This window comes from Bacteroidota bacterium, assembly GCA_016715425.1.
Taxonomy (GTDB): domain Bacteria; phylum Bacteroidota; class Bacteroidia; order Chitinophagales; family BACL12; genus JADKAC01.
Genome location: JADKAC010000005.1, coordinates 998,913 through 1,015,194 on the forward strand (window position 1 = coordinate 998,913; position 16,282 = coordinate 1,015,194).

Annotated in this window: 15 protein-coding genes and 1 riboswitch; of the genes, 8 read left to right on the top strand and 7 right to left on the bottom strand. The window is 32.9% G+C overall.

The window, feature by feature from the left end; genetic code table 11:
* Window positions 1-70: 70 nt before the first annotated feature.
* Both IPN31_10140 and IPN31_10145 read right to left on the bottom strand, forming a co-directional pair.
* Window positions 71-1,471 (bottom strand): aldehyde dehydrogenase family protein, encoded by a 1,401-nt coding sequence (locus IPN31_10140; protein ID MBK8682241.1) that lies wholly within the window; start codon window positions 1,469-1,471, stop codon window positions 71-73.
* Window positions 1,472-1,511: 40 nt separating this feature from the next.
* A complete protein-coding gene (locus IPN31_10145; GenBank protein MBK8682242.1) occupies window positions 1,512-2,438 on the bottom strand; it encodes a hypothetical protein in 927 nt (308 codons plus the stop codon).
* Window positions 2,439-2,515: 77 nt separating this feature from the next.
* Between IPN31_10145 and IPN31_10150 the strand changes: the two genes are divergently transcribed.
* Window positions 2,516-4,765 (top strand): TonB-dependent receptor, encoded by a 2,250-nt coding sequence (locus tag IPN31_10150; GenBank protein ID MBK8682243.1) that lies wholly within the window; start codon window positions 2,516-2,518, stop codon window positions 4,763-4,765.
* Here IPN31_10150 and IPN31_10155 read toward each other — a convergent pair whose 3' ends face one another.
* A complete protein-coding gene (locus IPN31_10155) occupies window positions 4,766-6,694 on the bottom strand; it encodes a DNA primase (protein MBK8682244.1) in 1,929 nt (642 codons plus the stop codon).
* A 93-nt stretch (window positions 6,695-6,787) separates the two neighbouring features.
* Between IPN31_10155 and IPN31_10160 the strand changes: the two genes are divergently transcribed.
* Complete coding sequence (locus IPN31_10160) at window positions 6,788-7,459, top strand: DUF4476 domain-containing protein (GenBank protein ID MBK8682245.1); 672 nt, start codon at window positions 6,788-6,790, stop codon at window positions 7,457-7,459.
* Window positions 7,460-7,570: 111 nt separating this feature from the next.
* The gene (locus tag IPN31_10165; GenBank protein ID MBK8682246.1) at window positions 7,571-8,140 is read left to right on the top strand and encodes a hypothetical protein; all 570 of its coding nucleotides are present in this window, start codon (window positions 7,571-7,573) and stop codon (window positions 8,138-8,140) included.
* 1 nt (window position 8,141) lies between these two features.
* On the opposite strand, the gene IPN31_10170 is transcribed toward IPN31_10165, so the two are convergent.
* Window positions 8,142-8,720, bottom strand: coding sequence for a hypothetical protein (locus IPN31_10170; GenBank protein MBK8682247.1), 579 nt, complete (start codon window positions 8,718-8,720; stop codon window positions 8,142-8,144).
* Between the two features lie 78 nt (window positions 8,721-8,798).
* Window positions 8,799-9,005: riboswitch (cobalamin riboswitch) on the top strand.
* A gap of 105 nt (window positions 9,006-9,110) precedes the next feature.
* Here IPN31_10170 and IPN31_10175 point away from each other — a divergent pair.
* From IPN31_10175 to IPN31_10190, 4 genes are read left to right on the top strand one after another with little or no spacing between them, the layout of a single operon-like run.
* On the top strand, window positions 9,111-10,394 hold the full coding sequence (locus IPN31_10175) for a T9SS type A sorting domain-containing protein (protein MBK8682248.1): 1,284 nt from the start codon (window positions 9,111-9,113) through the stop codon (window positions 10,392-10,394).
* An 11-nt stretch (window positions 10,395-10,405) separates the two neighbouring features.
* Window positions 10,406-11,548, top strand: coding sequence for an ABC transporter substrate-binding protein (locus IPN31_10180; protein ID MBK8682249.1), 1,143 nt, complete (start codon window positions 10,406-10,408; stop codon window positions 11,546-11,548).
* A 1-nt stretch (window position 11,549) separates the two neighbouring features.
* Entirely contained in the window at window positions 11,550-12,575 is a 1,026-nt protein-coding gene (locus IPN31_10185) for an iron ABC transporter permease (GenBank protein ID MBK8682250.1), read from the top strand.
* Complete coding sequence (locus IPN31_10190; GenBank protein MBK8682251.1) at window positions 12,575-13,366, top strand: ABC transporter ATP-binding protein; 792 nt, start codon at window positions 12,575-12,577, stop codon at window positions 13,364-13,366. Before IPN31_10185 ends, IPN31_10190 begins: the two co-directional genes overlap by 1 nt.
* On the opposite strand, the gene IPN31_10195 is transcribed toward IPN31_10190, so the two are convergent.
* Complete coding sequence (locus tag IPN31_10195; GenBank protein MBK8682252.1) at window positions 13,363-13,950, bottom strand: class I SAM-dependent methyltransferase; 588 nt, start codon at window positions 13,948-13,950, stop codon at window positions 13,363-13,365. The two genes, IPN31_10190 and IPN31_10195, sit on opposite strands and share 4 nt — an antisense overlap.
* A 6-nt stretch (window positions 13,951-13,956) precedes the next feature.
* Window positions 13,957-14,457: a peptide-methionine (R)-S-oxide reductase MsrB gene (msrB, locus tag IPN31_10200; protein ID MBK8682253.1), complete on the bottom strand. Its 501-nt coding sequence runs from the start codon at window positions 14,455-14,457 to the stop codon at window positions 13,957-13,959.
* 134 nt (window positions 14,458-14,591) lie between these two features.
* On the opposite strand from msrB, the gene IPN31_10205 reads away from it, so the two are divergent.
* Entirely contained in the window at window positions 14,592-14,948 is a 357-nt protein-coding gene (locus IPN31_10205) for a hypothetical protein (GenBank protein MBK8682254.1), read from the top strand.
* Here IPN31_10205 and IPN31_10210 read toward each other — a convergent pair.
* Window positions 14,940-16,181, bottom strand: coding sequence for an MFS transporter (locus IPN31_10210; GenBank protein ID MBK8682255.1), 1,242 nt, complete (start codon window positions 16,179-16,181; stop codon window positions 14,940-14,942). The genes IPN31_10205 and IPN31_10210 overlap by 9 nt on opposite strands.
* Window positions 16,182-16,282 lie beyond the last annotated feature (101 nt).

Sequence of the window (16,282 nt, forward strand, 5' to 3'; positions counted from 1 at the left end):
ATTTATTGTTGTAAAGTTGTTATTTTATTTTTTAAAAAATGCTAACATTTATTGTTCCTATTAAAAAATGTCAATTAAAAAACCAATTGAATAGTTTCTTAATTCGCTGAAATTTAGAATTATTAAATGGAGGGTATCGCACCGATAAGTCAGGAATGAATGTTTTATGCAATACACTTTTCAAATGAGAGAATGTTTCAAAATTATATTTCCCCTGATATTTCCCAATTCCACTATTGCCTCTGCCACCGATTGGTAAATTGCTATGGCCAAAATGCACTACCACATCATTAATACACATATCACCCGCAGGTATTTGTTGTTGGATGTGTGTAATTAGTTTTTTGTTTTTTGTAAATAAATAACACACTAATGGATCGGGATGCATTTTAGTTATTTGTATTGCTTCTTCTATATTTTCATAATTTACAATCGGCAATACAGGACCAAATATTTCTTCTTGCATTGCTACTTCATTCATATTAGTAATTTCTACAATTGTTGGAGAAATAAATAATGTTTCAACATTTAATTGACCTCCATATATTATTTTGCTATTTATAATAATACTTTCAATACGATTAAATTGTTTGCGATGAATCATCCGTCCATAATCATTACTTAATTCCGGATCATCTCCATAAAATCGTTTTAAATTTTCAATAATTAAAGCAATAAATTTTTCCTTAATTTTTTTATGTACAATAATATAATCTGGCGCAACACACGTTTGTCCGGCATTGCTGAATTTACCCCATGCAATTCTTCTGGCAGCAATTTCTAAATTAATATCTGCATCAACAATACAAGGATTTTTTCCACCTAATTCTAACGTGACTGGCGTTAAATGTTTTGCTGCAGCTTGATACACAATATTTCCAACTGAAGGACTGCCGGTAAAGAAAATATAATTGAATTTATATTTTAGTAACTCTTGAGTTCCTGCGGCATCGGTATTTAAAACAAATAAGAAATCACTTTTAAAATTATTATTTATCATGTCAGCTAATAGTAAACTTGTATGTATCGAAAATTCGGAAGGTTTAATGATACATGTATTACCTGCTGCAATGGCGCCAATCACTGGACGCATTGCCAACAAAAAAGGATAGTTCCACGGACTAATAATTAAAATGTTCCCATACGGTTCGGGATATTGATATGAAGAGCCTATTGCATGTAACAGCGGAGTGCGCAATCTTCTGCGAGACATCCATGATTTTAATTGTTGTATTGCAAGATTTAATTCATGCTCAATCACTCCGATTTCTACTGCCCATCCATCAAAATTTGACTTGTTTAAATCTGCATTTAAAGCTGCTAATATTTTAGGTTCATATTCTTTTACTAATTGTTTTAATCTAATAAGTTGCGCTTTACGAAATTCATAAGAATAAGTATTTCCTGTTTTAAAATAATCTCTTTGATTAATAATTATGGATTCTATTTCCGGTAATGTATTTTCTTCCATTGCTATCTAAAGTGTTTATTTTTACATATTAGCTATAACCTTATTTGCTTAACGGCAAAGTAATGCCCAGCAGAGGAAGTACAAAGTTTATATCAAGTCCGGTTCCATAAGGTAACACCAAGGCATAATCTACACCAATACGATTAATAATAGATCTGCCTCCAAATGAAACAGCTCCTATAGATTGCCCTTCAGAATAAATAAGATAATTCTCCGTAATTAAATAAACGTTTTTAGTAATGCGTGTAAATCCGCTTAAGTTTATTGTGATGCCATTTGAAGATTCGCCTTCTGCATATCCGTATCCAACAGTTAAAGTCGCATTGCGATTTCTTCCACCCACTGTTACATCGCCAAATAAAATTCCGAAGCCGGATTCTGATTCGCCTAATATTGTACCTGCCAAAACACCTGCACCAAAATTTAATTTATCCTTTATAGCAGGGATTGAAAATTTAGGTACTACCCATACCGGTGTTGATGTGCCCGCAAATAAAAATAAAGGCACTATACCTGCACTGATAGAAAAGTAATCAGTAACACCATATGAAAATTGATTAAAAAGCACCCAGATATTTTGATAATACACTTCGCCTTTTTCAATTCCATATCCACTTGGTGCCCAGAAATATCTTGATGACTGCGGATTATTGGGCCACACTTGTCCATTTACTATTTCATTAGGTTTTACTTCATCAATACTTTTAATATTGCTGAGCTTGATATTTATATTGCCATAATCTTTGGTTTCCAATGTGATAACACTCAAATCTTTGAATATTATAACTCCGGTAAATTCATTTTTATCCAAAGTTCTCACTATATAAGTACGAGTGCCATCTTCAATTTGAATTGTTTGTCCGGATGCGTTTAATGAAATGAGGGAAAAAAATAGAGATGTTATAATTATATAACCGTGTATATAACTAAAATTATACTTAGTAGATATTTGTAAAAGATTTCGCAAGTCTCTGAATTATTAAGTTGCAAGATATACGATATATCTCATGTTTGCAATGATGTATCTTTGATAAAACAGTGGATATGATGAAATATGTAGTTTCAACTTTACTAATTTGTATTGCAATTATTAGTTCCAATAAGCTTATTGCACAAACAGGTTTTATTGAAGGTGTAGTTTTGGATTCCGTTAATTCAGAAACATTAATTGGTGTAAATATTATTACGGAAAAAAGTAATGGAGCAAGCACAGATAACGCCGGTAAATTTTTAATTGAATTGCCGGTTGGTCAGCATACTTTATTCTTTAAATATGTTGGTTATAAATCCCAGGAATTATCTATTCATATTGTAAATGGTGAAACTTTAAAAGTAAATATTTTGCTTTCCACTGATGTGGGTATTTTAAATACGATTGTTGTTTCCGGAAGTCGTTTCGAAAAAAGATTGAGTGAAGAAACGGTTTCAATGGAAGTAATAAAACCTGAATTAATTTCCAATGCAAATAATATTACTATTGATAAGAGTATTGAAAAAATTCCGGGTGTAAATGTTATTGATGGACAAGCGAATATTCGTGGTGGTTCCGGTTATTCTTTTGGTGCCGGTTCCAGAGTATTATTGTTGGTGGATGATATGCCAATTCTAACAGCTGATGCAGCTTATCCTATGTGGAGTTTTGTGCCCATTGAAAATATTGAACAAATAGAAATAATTAAAGGAGCGGCTTCTGCCTTGTATGGTTCTTCTGCGTTAAATGGAATTATAAATGTGCGCACTGCATATCCCGGCAGTGAGCCGCAAACAACATTTAGTATTTTCAATGGATTTTATGGCGCACCAAGAAATGCAAATTATAATTGGTGGGGAAATCAATCTCCGTTTTTTACAGGAGCTGATTTTTTGCATAAACAGAGATTCAATAAATTCGATCTTGTTACTAGTGCATACATCTATAATGAAGACAGTTATTTACAACAAGATTATACACGGTTTGGAAGACTGAGTGTAAATACACGATATCGTTTTAGTGATAAATTATCTGCCGGAATTAATTTTAATACACAACTTAATAGATCGGTTTCTTTTTTTTACTGGCATGATATAGATAGTGGATTATATATTCCTGCGGATAATACATTAACGTATAATCAGGGATTCAGACTTACCATTGATCCATTTATAACTTATTACGATAATGCCGGTGGTAAACATAAATTTATGTCACGCTATTTTAATGCAGATAATATTACGCAATCCGAACAGGGAATTTTATCTGAATTATTTTATGGTGAATATCAATATCAAAAAAATATAGAACATTTGGATTTTGTAATTACCGGTGGAGTAGTTGGAAATTTTTCGAATGTTACAGCAGAACTATATGGAGATTCATCTTATGTGGGAAGTAATGAAGCAGTTTATTTGCAACTAGATAAAAAATTTGGATCTGTTTTAAATATTTCCGGAGGCATGCGATACGAATGGAATCAACTAGGCGAAACAATTGAATCACGACCTGTATTTCGTTTGGGTGCAAACTATCAGGTTGCCGATTTTACTTTTATTCGTGCATCATGGGGGCAGGGTTATAGATTTCCTACGATAGCAGAAAAATATATTAAAACAAGTGTAAGTGCATTTAAAATTTTTCCAAATCCTGATCTTGAATCTGAAACAGGATGGAGTTCTGAACTCGGTATCAAGCAAGGTTTTCCGTTTGGCAATGGTCAAGGATTTATAGATGTATCTGGATTTTATCAACGTTATCAAAACATGATGGAATTTACTTTTGGATATTATCCGGAAACAGGAGATTTATTTCCTTATGGATTTAAATCTTTAAACATTGGCAATACACAAATTATAGGATATGAAATTTCTGTTGGTGGCTCAGGAAATTTAGGTAACATACCTATCAATTTTGTTGGAGGTTATACATATATTGATCCTACATTTCTGGATTTTGATTCCATTACCGATTCACAAAGTAGTGCTGATTATAATGTATTAAAATATCGTTTTCGCCATACGACAAAAATGGATATAGAAGCTACTGTAAAGAAATTCAGAATTGGAACTGCTGTATATTATTATAGTTATATGGAAGCCATTGATCAGATATTTAATGTGTATATAAAAGGCTTGGCAGAATATCGTAAAGTAAATGATACCGGATTTTTTGTAGCGGATATCAGAGCCGCATATTTATTCAATAAAAATTTTGAGATAAGTGCTTTGGTGAATAATGTATTTAATCAGGAATATATGATTCGTCCTGCGTTGAGTGAAGCAACAATTAATTATACATTGAAAATGAAAGTGAATTTTTAGTTACTTGATATAAGGTAATACTACTGTGCCGGTGTCTATAGAAAGTCGTTTAATAAGTTGTTGTAATTCGGTCACTTCTTTTAGATAGAGATTAATTTCATTATCGGCTTCTTCTGTTTTAATATCTTGCAATTCCTTAATTTGTTGTTCAATCTCCAATTTCATTTTTACCACTTTTTTTAATTTTAGAAATGAAATAGTTTTTAAAATATCTTGTTGGGTAAGTAACACTTTATTCGTAATATGTACATCATGCATCTTCGCCCAATTATCACTTAATTCATAAGGTGTTTGTAAAATATCAATAGTAAGTTCTCTAACTTCTGTTTCAGGATGATTAATAAAATGTGCCTGCGAAATATAATCTTGCTGAGTGTAATATTGAATATATTCCTTCAACACTTTATTATACAATTGATTTTCTATTTCCACATCTTCCATGTTTCTGAGAATGCGCAAAATACCATTTTCACCTTCCACTTCGCTGTTGCTGTTTTCTAATAATAATCGCACGATATCTCTTTCCTGTGTATCATCTAAATGGAATTGAAATTTAGGTTCTTCCTGTTTGGGTTTATAAGAAATAATATCTGCATCCAAAGCCGACTGATCATTAGCCGGTAATCTTTTTACAATCCTTTTCCGCAGTATTTTATTAGTTTCATTTACAAGAACAGATTCAGTTACCTCTAATAACTTAGAAGTTTGTTTGATATATAAACTCCGTGTAATCGGATCAGGAATTAATGAAATCGTTTGTACAATATCTTTTATAACACCGGCTACTTTTACCGGATCTCCACCAGCTTCTTCTAAAAATAAACTGGTATGTAAATGAATTAAATCTTTCTTTTCTTTTTCGAAAAATTGAAGTGACGTATCTAAGCCTTTTTTTTGTACAAACGTATCCGGATCATCACCATCAGGCAACAAAACCACTTTTACATTCAATCCTTCTTCCAATGCAATATCCAACCCACGTAATGCCGCTTTTATTCCTGCTGCATCACCATCATAAATTATTGTGAGATTAGATGTGTATCGCTTAATCAATCTCACCTGATCTTGAGTTAAAGAAGTACCCGAAGATGCCACTGTATTTATTATGCCTGATTGATACATGGAAACCACATCCATATATCCTTCAACTAAAAAACATTCATTGTTATCTGCAATACTTTTTCGTGCTTGCGCAATGCCATAAACAATTTTGCTTTTTACATAAATTTCATTTTCAGGAGAGTTAATGTATTTAGGGATTTTTTTATCGGCACTTAATGTTCTTGCGCCAAATCCCAACACTTTACTTGTAATTGAATGGATAGGAAAAATAATTCTTCCACGATATTGATCATTCCCGGATGCATTGGTTAATCCTAATTTTTGTAACAGTTCTTTATTATATCCGGCTTGAATAGCAGCTTTTGAAAATGTATCACCCTCCGAAGGACAATAACCTAATTTAAATGCTTCTATAGTTTCAGTAATTAATCCACGTTCTTTAAAATAACTTAATCCGATATTTTTACCTTCTTCTTCAGTTAATAAATAATTATGAAAATAATTCTGTGCAAAGCTGTTAATAATATATAATCCTTCACGCAAATTTTCAGCAGTAAGGTCTTCTTCAGTCTGCACTTTTTCCTGCACTTCAATCTGATATTTTGCAGCCACAAATTTCAATGCTTCCCGATAGGTAAAATGCTCATGCTCCATTACAAAGCCAACTGCATTTCCGGATTTACCGCAACCAAAACATTTATAAATTCCCTTTACCGGCGAAACAGAAAACGAAGGAGTTTTCTCGTTGTGAAATGGACATAAACCGATATAATTGGAACCCCGTTTTTTCAGTGTAACAAAATCTGCAATCACTTCTTCCACACGGGCAGCATCCATTATTTTGTCTATCGTTTCCTTTGGTATCATCGCACATCAAAGTTAGCAGAATTCAATGGGACAAAATAATCGTGGCATAGAATTGGAAATTCCTCGGCAAAGGAGGATATCTATATGAAAAAAATGTTACTCGCAATTTTTATCGGAATCAGTTTACAATCATTTGCACTGATGCCATCTGAATTTTCATCATTTGAAATTATTTCAGGTAAAGGAAATTTTATCACCGGAATGGATGGACAATTTTTCGAAAGCCGCGGCAAATATATTATCATCTATAATCTTACACCTGGTTATCATCAATTAGAAATATTTGCAAAACAAAATTGCAATCATCCGAATCATCCGGGATATTGCCAAGGCGCAAAAATATTTGCTTCTTCTATTTTTATTCAACCTGCTTCGGCATTGCGTGGTTATATTGATAAACAAGGTCAATTCTCTATAATACAAAATGTAATTGCTAATCCATATTATGGCAACACATATTATTATCAGGCGCCAATTGCTATCGCACCTGCAGATTTCAATAATTTATGGAATACAATTAATGCGCAGTGGTTTGATGATACAAGACTTGCTGTGGCAATGCAGGCATTAAACACGAATTATCTCACATCAAATCAGGTAACTGATATTTTAAATATATTTTGGTTTGAACAAACAAAGCTCGCATTTGCAAAAGCCGCTTATTTAAGAGTGATTGATCCGCAGAATTACTATGTAGTAAACAATGCCTTTTGGTTTCAATCGAGTGTGCAAGAGTTGTCGGCTTATATCCTAAGATTTCGTTAGTAGCAATAAATTGACGAACAGTTCCGGTGCTTGCAATGCAGGCATTGGTTTTTTCGTTTACAGGTGAAATTGCAAATCATTATTTTTGCCGCTACTTATTTTAATTATCAAATGAAGCGACTTTCAATTTTAGGTTTAATTGTACTAAGTATTTTCTTAAGCAATTGCAGTACTCAAATGCATATTGCAAACAGTGGTGGATTGCAAGCCGGTGATGCAGAATTGTATGCACTTGCAGAAAATGCAAAGTCTGTTGAATTTTCTAATAAGCAAGAAATACAATACACAAACAAAGAAGTTGAAATAAAAAATAATGTTTCTAATCCCATTGAAATTTATGCAACGGAACAAATTTATTTTCAAAAAGAAGATACCATTATTCCGGAAGACAGTGTTGAAGTGGAACCAGTAATTCATCCGTTTGCATTTATTGGTGTTGGATTAACAGGAGCCGCTGCAGTTACCGCTGTACTTGTTGTTACTGGTCCTATGATTTCTATTTTATGGCCATTATTATTATTAGGTGGCGGATTATTATTTGCAACCTTAGCAATTAAAAAAATAAAGCGTGACCCCAAAAAATATAAAGGTGAAAAATTGGCAACTGCAGTCTATTGGGCAATGCTGCCACTCGGTTTACTACTGATGTTATTACCAATTTATTGGATGTTTAATTTCTGATTTATTTATTCAGAAATAATAAAGCGATTGCACCAACAGCTACAATTCCAATTGCAAGTTTTAACCAAAAATTAGCGCCAGTACTTTTATACATCCATGTATCATATCCTTTAATTTGTATGAAACGCCCATCAATAACATAGCGAATTGGCAGCGTAACAACTACTGTAGTATATTCTCCATCAATGATTGCAGGATACCAGCCCGGCATTCTAATTAATGCTTTTTGAAATGCATCATTCATCATTAAATTATCGGATGAAATAATTTCACGGTTAGTAGGAATGCCACTTGAATCTAAAGTGAAGCGCATTACAATAACATACTCATTATATAAAGAGCCATCCGCACCTAATGAAGTTTCATCTTGAGATTGTGCGGGCATATTTGCAAATACATTGTTTTCGAAGTAATTAAACAACAATAAATCCGGCCCGGCATATTCGGGTGTTTGATCAAATCTGTCAATGACAGTTCCAACAGAACCATCTTCTTCGTATGTAGTTATAATTTGCGCTGTGCCAGACTGCACAATCAGAAATAATATAACTCCAAATAAAAATTGTTCTCTTCTCTTCATCACTTAAAAATAAGATAATGTTTAAAACAAGTTATTAAGTAGCGCAATTAAAATATATCATCATTGAAAGTATTTATACATTTGCAATGCAGAAATGGTTGATATGATTTCTTTGAATTCATATCCTAAGAGGGAATACCGGTGTAAGTCCGGAACAGTCCCCACTGCTGTAAGTTTGCTCCCATTTGGGACTTTTAGTTCTACCATTGCCACTGTAAAATAAATACGGGAAGGCTGCTAAAAGGCGAACAAGTCAGAAGACCTGCCATTGATGCAATGCTCAAAACTTTTGGGGTAAAAGTTGCGATGAAGCAATGGCTTTGGCATGTATTCATCCGGAATTTTACCTTATTTTTTTTTAACTGCCCATAGTGGCTAAAACTTTTTATTATGAAAAAACTGTACGTTGTTTTTGTTGTGCTGTTAACTTCAGCACTTTTAAATGCACAATCTTTTGCTGATCGTGTTTTGATTTTAAATGAAGGGTATTTCGATTATGTTACCAATGAAATTCAAACTCCGGTAAGTCTTGGTAGCTATGAACCTGCAGCAGGATTATACACAACACTATTTACTATTGACAACGCAAGATTTGCAAGTGACTTAATTGTGGATGCAGATAATTATTTTATTGCTGCGGATAATATGCTGTTGAAATACGATAGATATACAGATGCACTTTTGCAAGAAATAGAAATTCCGGGTATAAGAAAAATTGCAGCATCTGAAGATTATATAGTTGTTACAAGAGGGGAGTACATGCATACTTTTGATAGTTATGTTGTTGTATTAAATCGAGAAAATCTCGAAACAATTTTTGAAGTACCTGCTGCTACAATTAATTATTCTACAGAAGGAGTTGAAATAATTGATGGCAAAGCATATATAGCTGTAAATAATGGTTTTGTGTGGGGTGAGGAAGTGGGTTTTATTGCAGTAATTAATTTAAATACACAATCTCTGGAATCAACAATTGATCTTGGTGCGGATGGAAAGAATCCGGATAATCTGATGTGGGACGGCACTTCACTTTATACTCTTAACAATAAAGATTTTACAGGCAGTTCTATCTCATCTATTAAAATAAGTAGCGGAGAAATTTCTACGAATAATTTATTAAACGTTACTTCCGGATGTGGTACTTCTGTATATTATAATGGTGCTATTTATTATCAGGATTCTTATCACACTTCACTTTCACGTTATAATATACTTACTGAAGAAATTGCAGATGAAACAGAATATGGTAACACTTTTTATGGATTAGCATTTGATGAAGCAACAAATGAAATGTACACTTCTGTAACTGATTTTTATTCGTATGGTGAAATATATATTTATGATTTAGAAGGCAACTTGCTTAATTCTTTTGAAGCAGGTGTTTCGCCAGGGAATATTGCTTTTGATAAACGCAGTACAAATGCAATTATATCTCAAAATCAATTCACTGTAAATATGTATCCGGTTCCTGCGCAAGATTATGTAATGATTGAATCTGCAAATAATTTGCAATCAATAGAACTTTTTGATATCGCTGGAAAATTATTACAGGTAACAAATGCAAATAATACAACACAAGTAATGTTGGATATTAAATCATTGCCGGCTGGACTTTATACAGTGCGCATTACCTCTGCTGATGGTATTACAACTCAACAGCTTTCAGTAATATAATTTTAACTGCAATGATCAGAATCTTTGTTTTAGCTGTTGTAACTGCGTTGTTGTTTTCTTGTAATCCAAAAGAAAAAACAAATGATGCGGGCATTGAACACTATAATAAAGATTCTGCTTTGCATTACGCTAAAGGATTTCTTATTCAGGAATATGCAGGTTGTAAAAAAGTTATTGTACGACATCCACAAGACACCACTAAAATATTAGCAACTTATATTCTAATACCAGAAGGAGTTGATACACCAAAGATTGCAGGTACTGATATTATATTCAGAATTCCACTAAAAAAAATTGCTTGTGTATCAACAACACATGTTGGCATATTAGAGAAATTGAATCTTGTAAATTCAATTGTGGGTATATCCGGAACAAAATATATTTATGATGCACATGTAAAAGAATTAATTGCCGATGGCAGAATTGCAGAACTTGGTATTGAAGGCTCTTTTGATTTTGAAAAAATAATCTCTTTGCAGCCCGATGCAATAATTACCTACCAATATGATGACCCTGCGTATGATGCATTTGGAAAGTTTAATGCTGTCGGTTTAAAAACAATTTTAAACAATGAATATCTGGAATTAACACCTTTAGGTCAGGCGGAATGGATAAAATTTATTGCTTCTTTCTTTGATGTTTCTGAAATGGCGGATTCTGTTTTTAATGTAATTGAAAATTCATATCAGACAATTAAAGAACAAGCAATTGCATTAGAAAATCAACCCACTGTTTTTACAGGTTTACCTTTTAAAGGAGAATGGACAGTGCCTGGTGGAAATAGTTTTGCAGCAATCTATCTTGCTGATGCGGGAGCAAATTATTTATGGAAGGATGATAGTAGAACCGGAAATTTTCCGATTGCATTTGAACAGGTAATTGCTACGGCTTTGAGTGCGGAATATTGGCTGCATGCCGGTGCTTCTAAAACACTGAATGATATTGCAAAAGCCGATTCAAGATTAACATCTTTTGACGCATGGAAAACTGGTAATGTATTTAATAATAACAAACGTGTAAACGAAAACGGCGGCAATGATTATTGGGAATCAGGTATTGTAAATCCAAATCTTGTTTTAAAAGATCTTGTAAAAATTTTACATCCTGAATTATTTACATCCGATACATTAACCTACTATACACAATTAAAATAAAATGCATTCACGTAACAGAATAGCGCTGTTTGTTTTTCTGCTTATTGCTGTTGTAATATTGTTTGTTGTGGATGTTGCGATTGGTTCTGTTTATATTCCATTTTTGCAAATAATAAAAAGTATTTTCAGCAATGGAGAAAGTGCAATGGATATTATTGTTTTGCAATCTCGATTGCCAAGAGTAATTACTGCAATTCTTGTAGGCATGTCTTTACCAGTTGCCGGATTATTAATGCAAACTTATTTTAAGAATCCAATTGCAGGTCCTGATATTTTGGGAATTACTTCGGGTGCAAGTTTAGCGGTTGCAATTTTTACAATGGGAGCAGGAATTTCTGTGGCTGGAATACTTCCGATAGGTGGAAGTGTCGGAATGATAATTTCCGGAATTGTGGGTTCAATGATAGTTTTATTTATTATGCTCGCAGTATCTAAAAAAATATCGGACTCTGTTACTTTACTTGTATTTGGAATTATGTTGGGTATGGCGATTAGTGCATTCGTTGGTTTGTTGCAATATTTCAGCGAGAAGGAAGCTTTGAAAATATTTGTCTTGTGGAGCTTCGGAAGTTTAAGTGGTGTAACATGGTCGCAACTTTATCTTCTTGCACCAATAGTTATTATTTCTGTTGCACTTGCATTCAGCACTGCAAAAAAATTAAACATGTTATTACCCGGTGAAACGTATGCAAAAAGTCTGGGATTAAACACAGGAAGAATTCGAATACTATTAATTGGTATCACCGGATTATTAACAGGCGCAGTTACTGCTTTTTGTGGGCCAATTGCATTTATAGGAATTGCAATTCCGCATGTGGCTCGCATGTTATTTAAAACCACTAATCATTTTATACTAATGCCTGCATGTGTGTTGTGTGGCATTATCAGCATGTTACTTTGCGATATGATTTCGCAAACACCGGGATATAATTTAGTGTTGCCAATTAATACGGTTACCGCCTTGTTAGGTGCGCCTTTTGTTATTTTTATTTTAATGCAGAACAATAAATTTCAACGCTATTTTTAATGCAGAAAGAAATATCAAATTATATTTTGCAATTACATGAAGTTGCTATTGGCTATCCCAATAAAATATTACATTCAAATATTACTGCACGATTTAATAAAGGAGAAATAATTGCTGTTCTTGGTCGGAATGGTTCAGGTAAATCCACTTTGTTGAGATGCATTTCCGGATTGCAAAAACAGTTAGAAGGAGAGGTTATATTGTATGATAAAAATTTATTGGAATATAGTCGACAGGAAATAAGCAGATTAATTAGCATCGTACTTTCTGATAACCGGAAATATGCTGGCATGTTAACGGTTCAGGAAATTTTCGAATTAAGTCGTGCACCTCATACCGGTTGGATGCATAAAATAGAAAATAAAGACATAGAAATTATTGAAGAAGCATTAACATTTTTTAAAATAACTGCATTTGCAAACAGAAGATTATTTACTCTCAGCGATGGTGAATTACAAACAATAATGATTGCAAGAGCTTTTGTGCAGGATACATATATTATTGCATTGGATGAACCAACTTCGCATCTCGATATATTTAATCAGGCGGATATATTTAATCAATTGAAGTTGTTGGCAAAACAATTTGGCAAAACAATTATAATAGCAACACATGCTATTGAGCAAAGTCTGCAAATTGCCGATACATTATTGTTATTGGATAATAGTAATAATCATTTAATTGGTAAGAAGGAATTTATAGTTAGCAATGGTGGAATTCAACAATTTTTTTCTTCTCCGAACTTTGAATTTGATACTTATACTATGAAGTTTTATCAAAAGGAAAATTAAGTTTTTAATACATACATCACCTGACGGAAAACACCAAGTACATTTCTGAATTGTACATGTTCAATAGTAAGATTATTCTTTTGAAAAATTGACCGCCATTCTGCATCAGTATGATTTGTATGCGGACAAGGAGAATATCCAAAGTTGACAATGCTATCTGTTGTTTTCGTAGCATATTCTTGCAAAACATTGGAATATACATCTTCAATAATAACAAGACGTTTGCACACTCTTGCACTTTCCTTCAAAACTTCTTCATAATTTTTTACATGATGAAGAACAGTTAATAATAGCCCATAATCAAAGGATGCATTTTCAAAAGGCATTTGAATTCCATCATAAACAATTGGTTCTGTTTCAGGATGATAATTTCCTTTTATTATATCGAGAGGAGTTACATTAAAATTTTTTTGTCTGAGTAAATATGTGAGTAATCCACCACCTGAACCAATATCAAGTATGTTAGAATTTTCTTTAATGAAAGGAAGAAAGAATTGAATTTTTTTTTCCGTTAATGCATGACCTCCGGAATTAAAATACCACTTACGTAAAGCAGGAATTTTTTGAATTGCGAATAATAACATTCAATATTACTCTTCAAAGTGGAGAGCAGCACCGTTAATGCAATATCTTAATCCGGTAGGCTGGCTTGGGGCATCATTAAAAACGTGACCCATGTGTCCACCACATCTTGCACAGTGCACTTCTTTATATTCATAGCCCATATCATTTTCTGCTACAGAGCCTAAATTTTTATCATTTATTGGTTGATAAAAACTTGGCCATCCTGTACCTGAATCGAATTTTGTATCAGAAGAAAACAAGGGTAAACCACATGCGATGCAATAATATACACCTTTCTTTTTATTGTCATTTAAGGGATTGGTAAAAGCTCTTTCTGTGCCTTCCTGACGAGTGATATAATATGCTTCCGGAGTTAATTCAGCTTTCCATTCTGCATCTGATTTTGTAATTGTATTTCCATCAAATACTTCATTGGGATTTCCAATATTTACAGCAACTACTGAAGTGGGTTTGGAAGAATCTGATGTGGTTGTTTGAGATTGTCCGCATGCAAATAAAAATAGCATTGCAAAGGACATTACGATTGTTAATTGATATGTACGCATAATTTTGATCATTTAATAAAACTAATAAAACATACGCATAACATTTAAGTTTAGTTTTTTAAAAGAAACCATTAATGATATTTAACTTCGCCATTATGAAATTAGAATTTATTTTAAATGTGCAAGCCCGATTCCTGGAAAAGGGAACCAATAAGCCACTCAGCGGAAAAGAATATATATGCAAACTGTTTGATTATGATATTCTTAAAAATGATTTTTTAGGAGAAGCACATCCGGATAACACAGGGTTGGTGCATTTTTCAGTTGATCCTAAATCCTTTAGAGATTTTAATAATTTAATAGATAAATATCCGGATCTTTTTATTGAAGTTGAATACGAAGAAGAATTATTGTTTGCAACTCCTATTGCAAAAAATGCTAAAGTATTGGAAGGTGGAACCTTTGATATAAAAGAAGGTGAAGTGATTGATCTCGGTACTTTTTTAGTTTAAATATATTTTATCCGCATTTAATGTAATGCGTTTGCGTTCTCTTTTATCAATCAGAAAAAAGAGGATAGCAGTTATTAGTGTAGATGCGCTTACTATCCACCATAGTATATTGTAATTCCAGCGGCTAATAATTAATGTACTTAGATATGGTGAAATAATAAAAGCCATTGACCAAGCCAGTGTATATATTCCTACATAATTACCACGGGTTTTATCAGAGCCACGATGTACGGCAAAAGAAACCATAAATGGCATTGCAAACATTTCAGCAAAACTTAATATTGCCATTGCAATAAATAACATCGCAATTGTTGGGAAAATATTAATCAGCATAAATGAAACGGCAAGTAGAAATGTTCCAAAAACAATGAGAGTAGTGGGTCGGAATTTTTTTTCGATACTATATACCAAAATCATTTCAAACAGAAATACTATAAATCCATTAAAACCAATCAACAATCCAATCATGCTTTCATGCATTTGAAACACACTGCGATAATACAAGGGCAATCCACTAAATATTTGAAGAAATGCAATTGCAAAAAAACCACACAACACAGCGAAACCTAAAAAATAACTATCATGCCATGGGCTTTTATGATTTGAAGTAATCATCTCTTTATCTTTTGTAATTGGCTGTGGGTTTTGTTTTCTATTGCGGAAATAAAAATAGAAAACAATGCCAGCTATTATACAAGTACATCCATCAATTATAAATAATAAATTATAAGAATACGCAGCTAAAAATCCACCGAAGGCAGGACCTAAAGCGAATCCAAGATTTAAGGCCATTCGGTTTAATGAAAAGGACCGTGTAAAATTTTCTGGTTTTGAATACATAGAAACAGAAGATGTATTTGCAGGGCGCAACATATCCGTGAGTATAGCGGCGAAAAATAATCCGGCGGAAAGCAGAATAAAAGTTTTTAAAAACATAAGTAAAATAATCATTGCTCCACCTCCAACTAAACTGATTATCTGCACTTTAAAAGCACCTATTTTATCTGTGAGAATTCCGCCGGTATATGAGCCAATCATTGAACCTGCACCGAAGCAACTTAGAATTATACCTGCATGTTGCACATCCAATCCAAGATCACTTGTAATATATACACTTAGAAAGGGTAATACCATGGCACCACTTCGATTAATCAGTTGAATAATTGCCAGCATCCAGGCAGGTTGAGATAAGCCTCCATACGCATTTTTATAAAGTGTAACTATTTTTTTCAACTGTTGGGTTTAATTGATATTTAATTCTATTTAGAAAGCAGAATCTAAAATTATTCAATTTATTTCATCGTATTTTTTCAAATAGTTCATTATTTATTTTA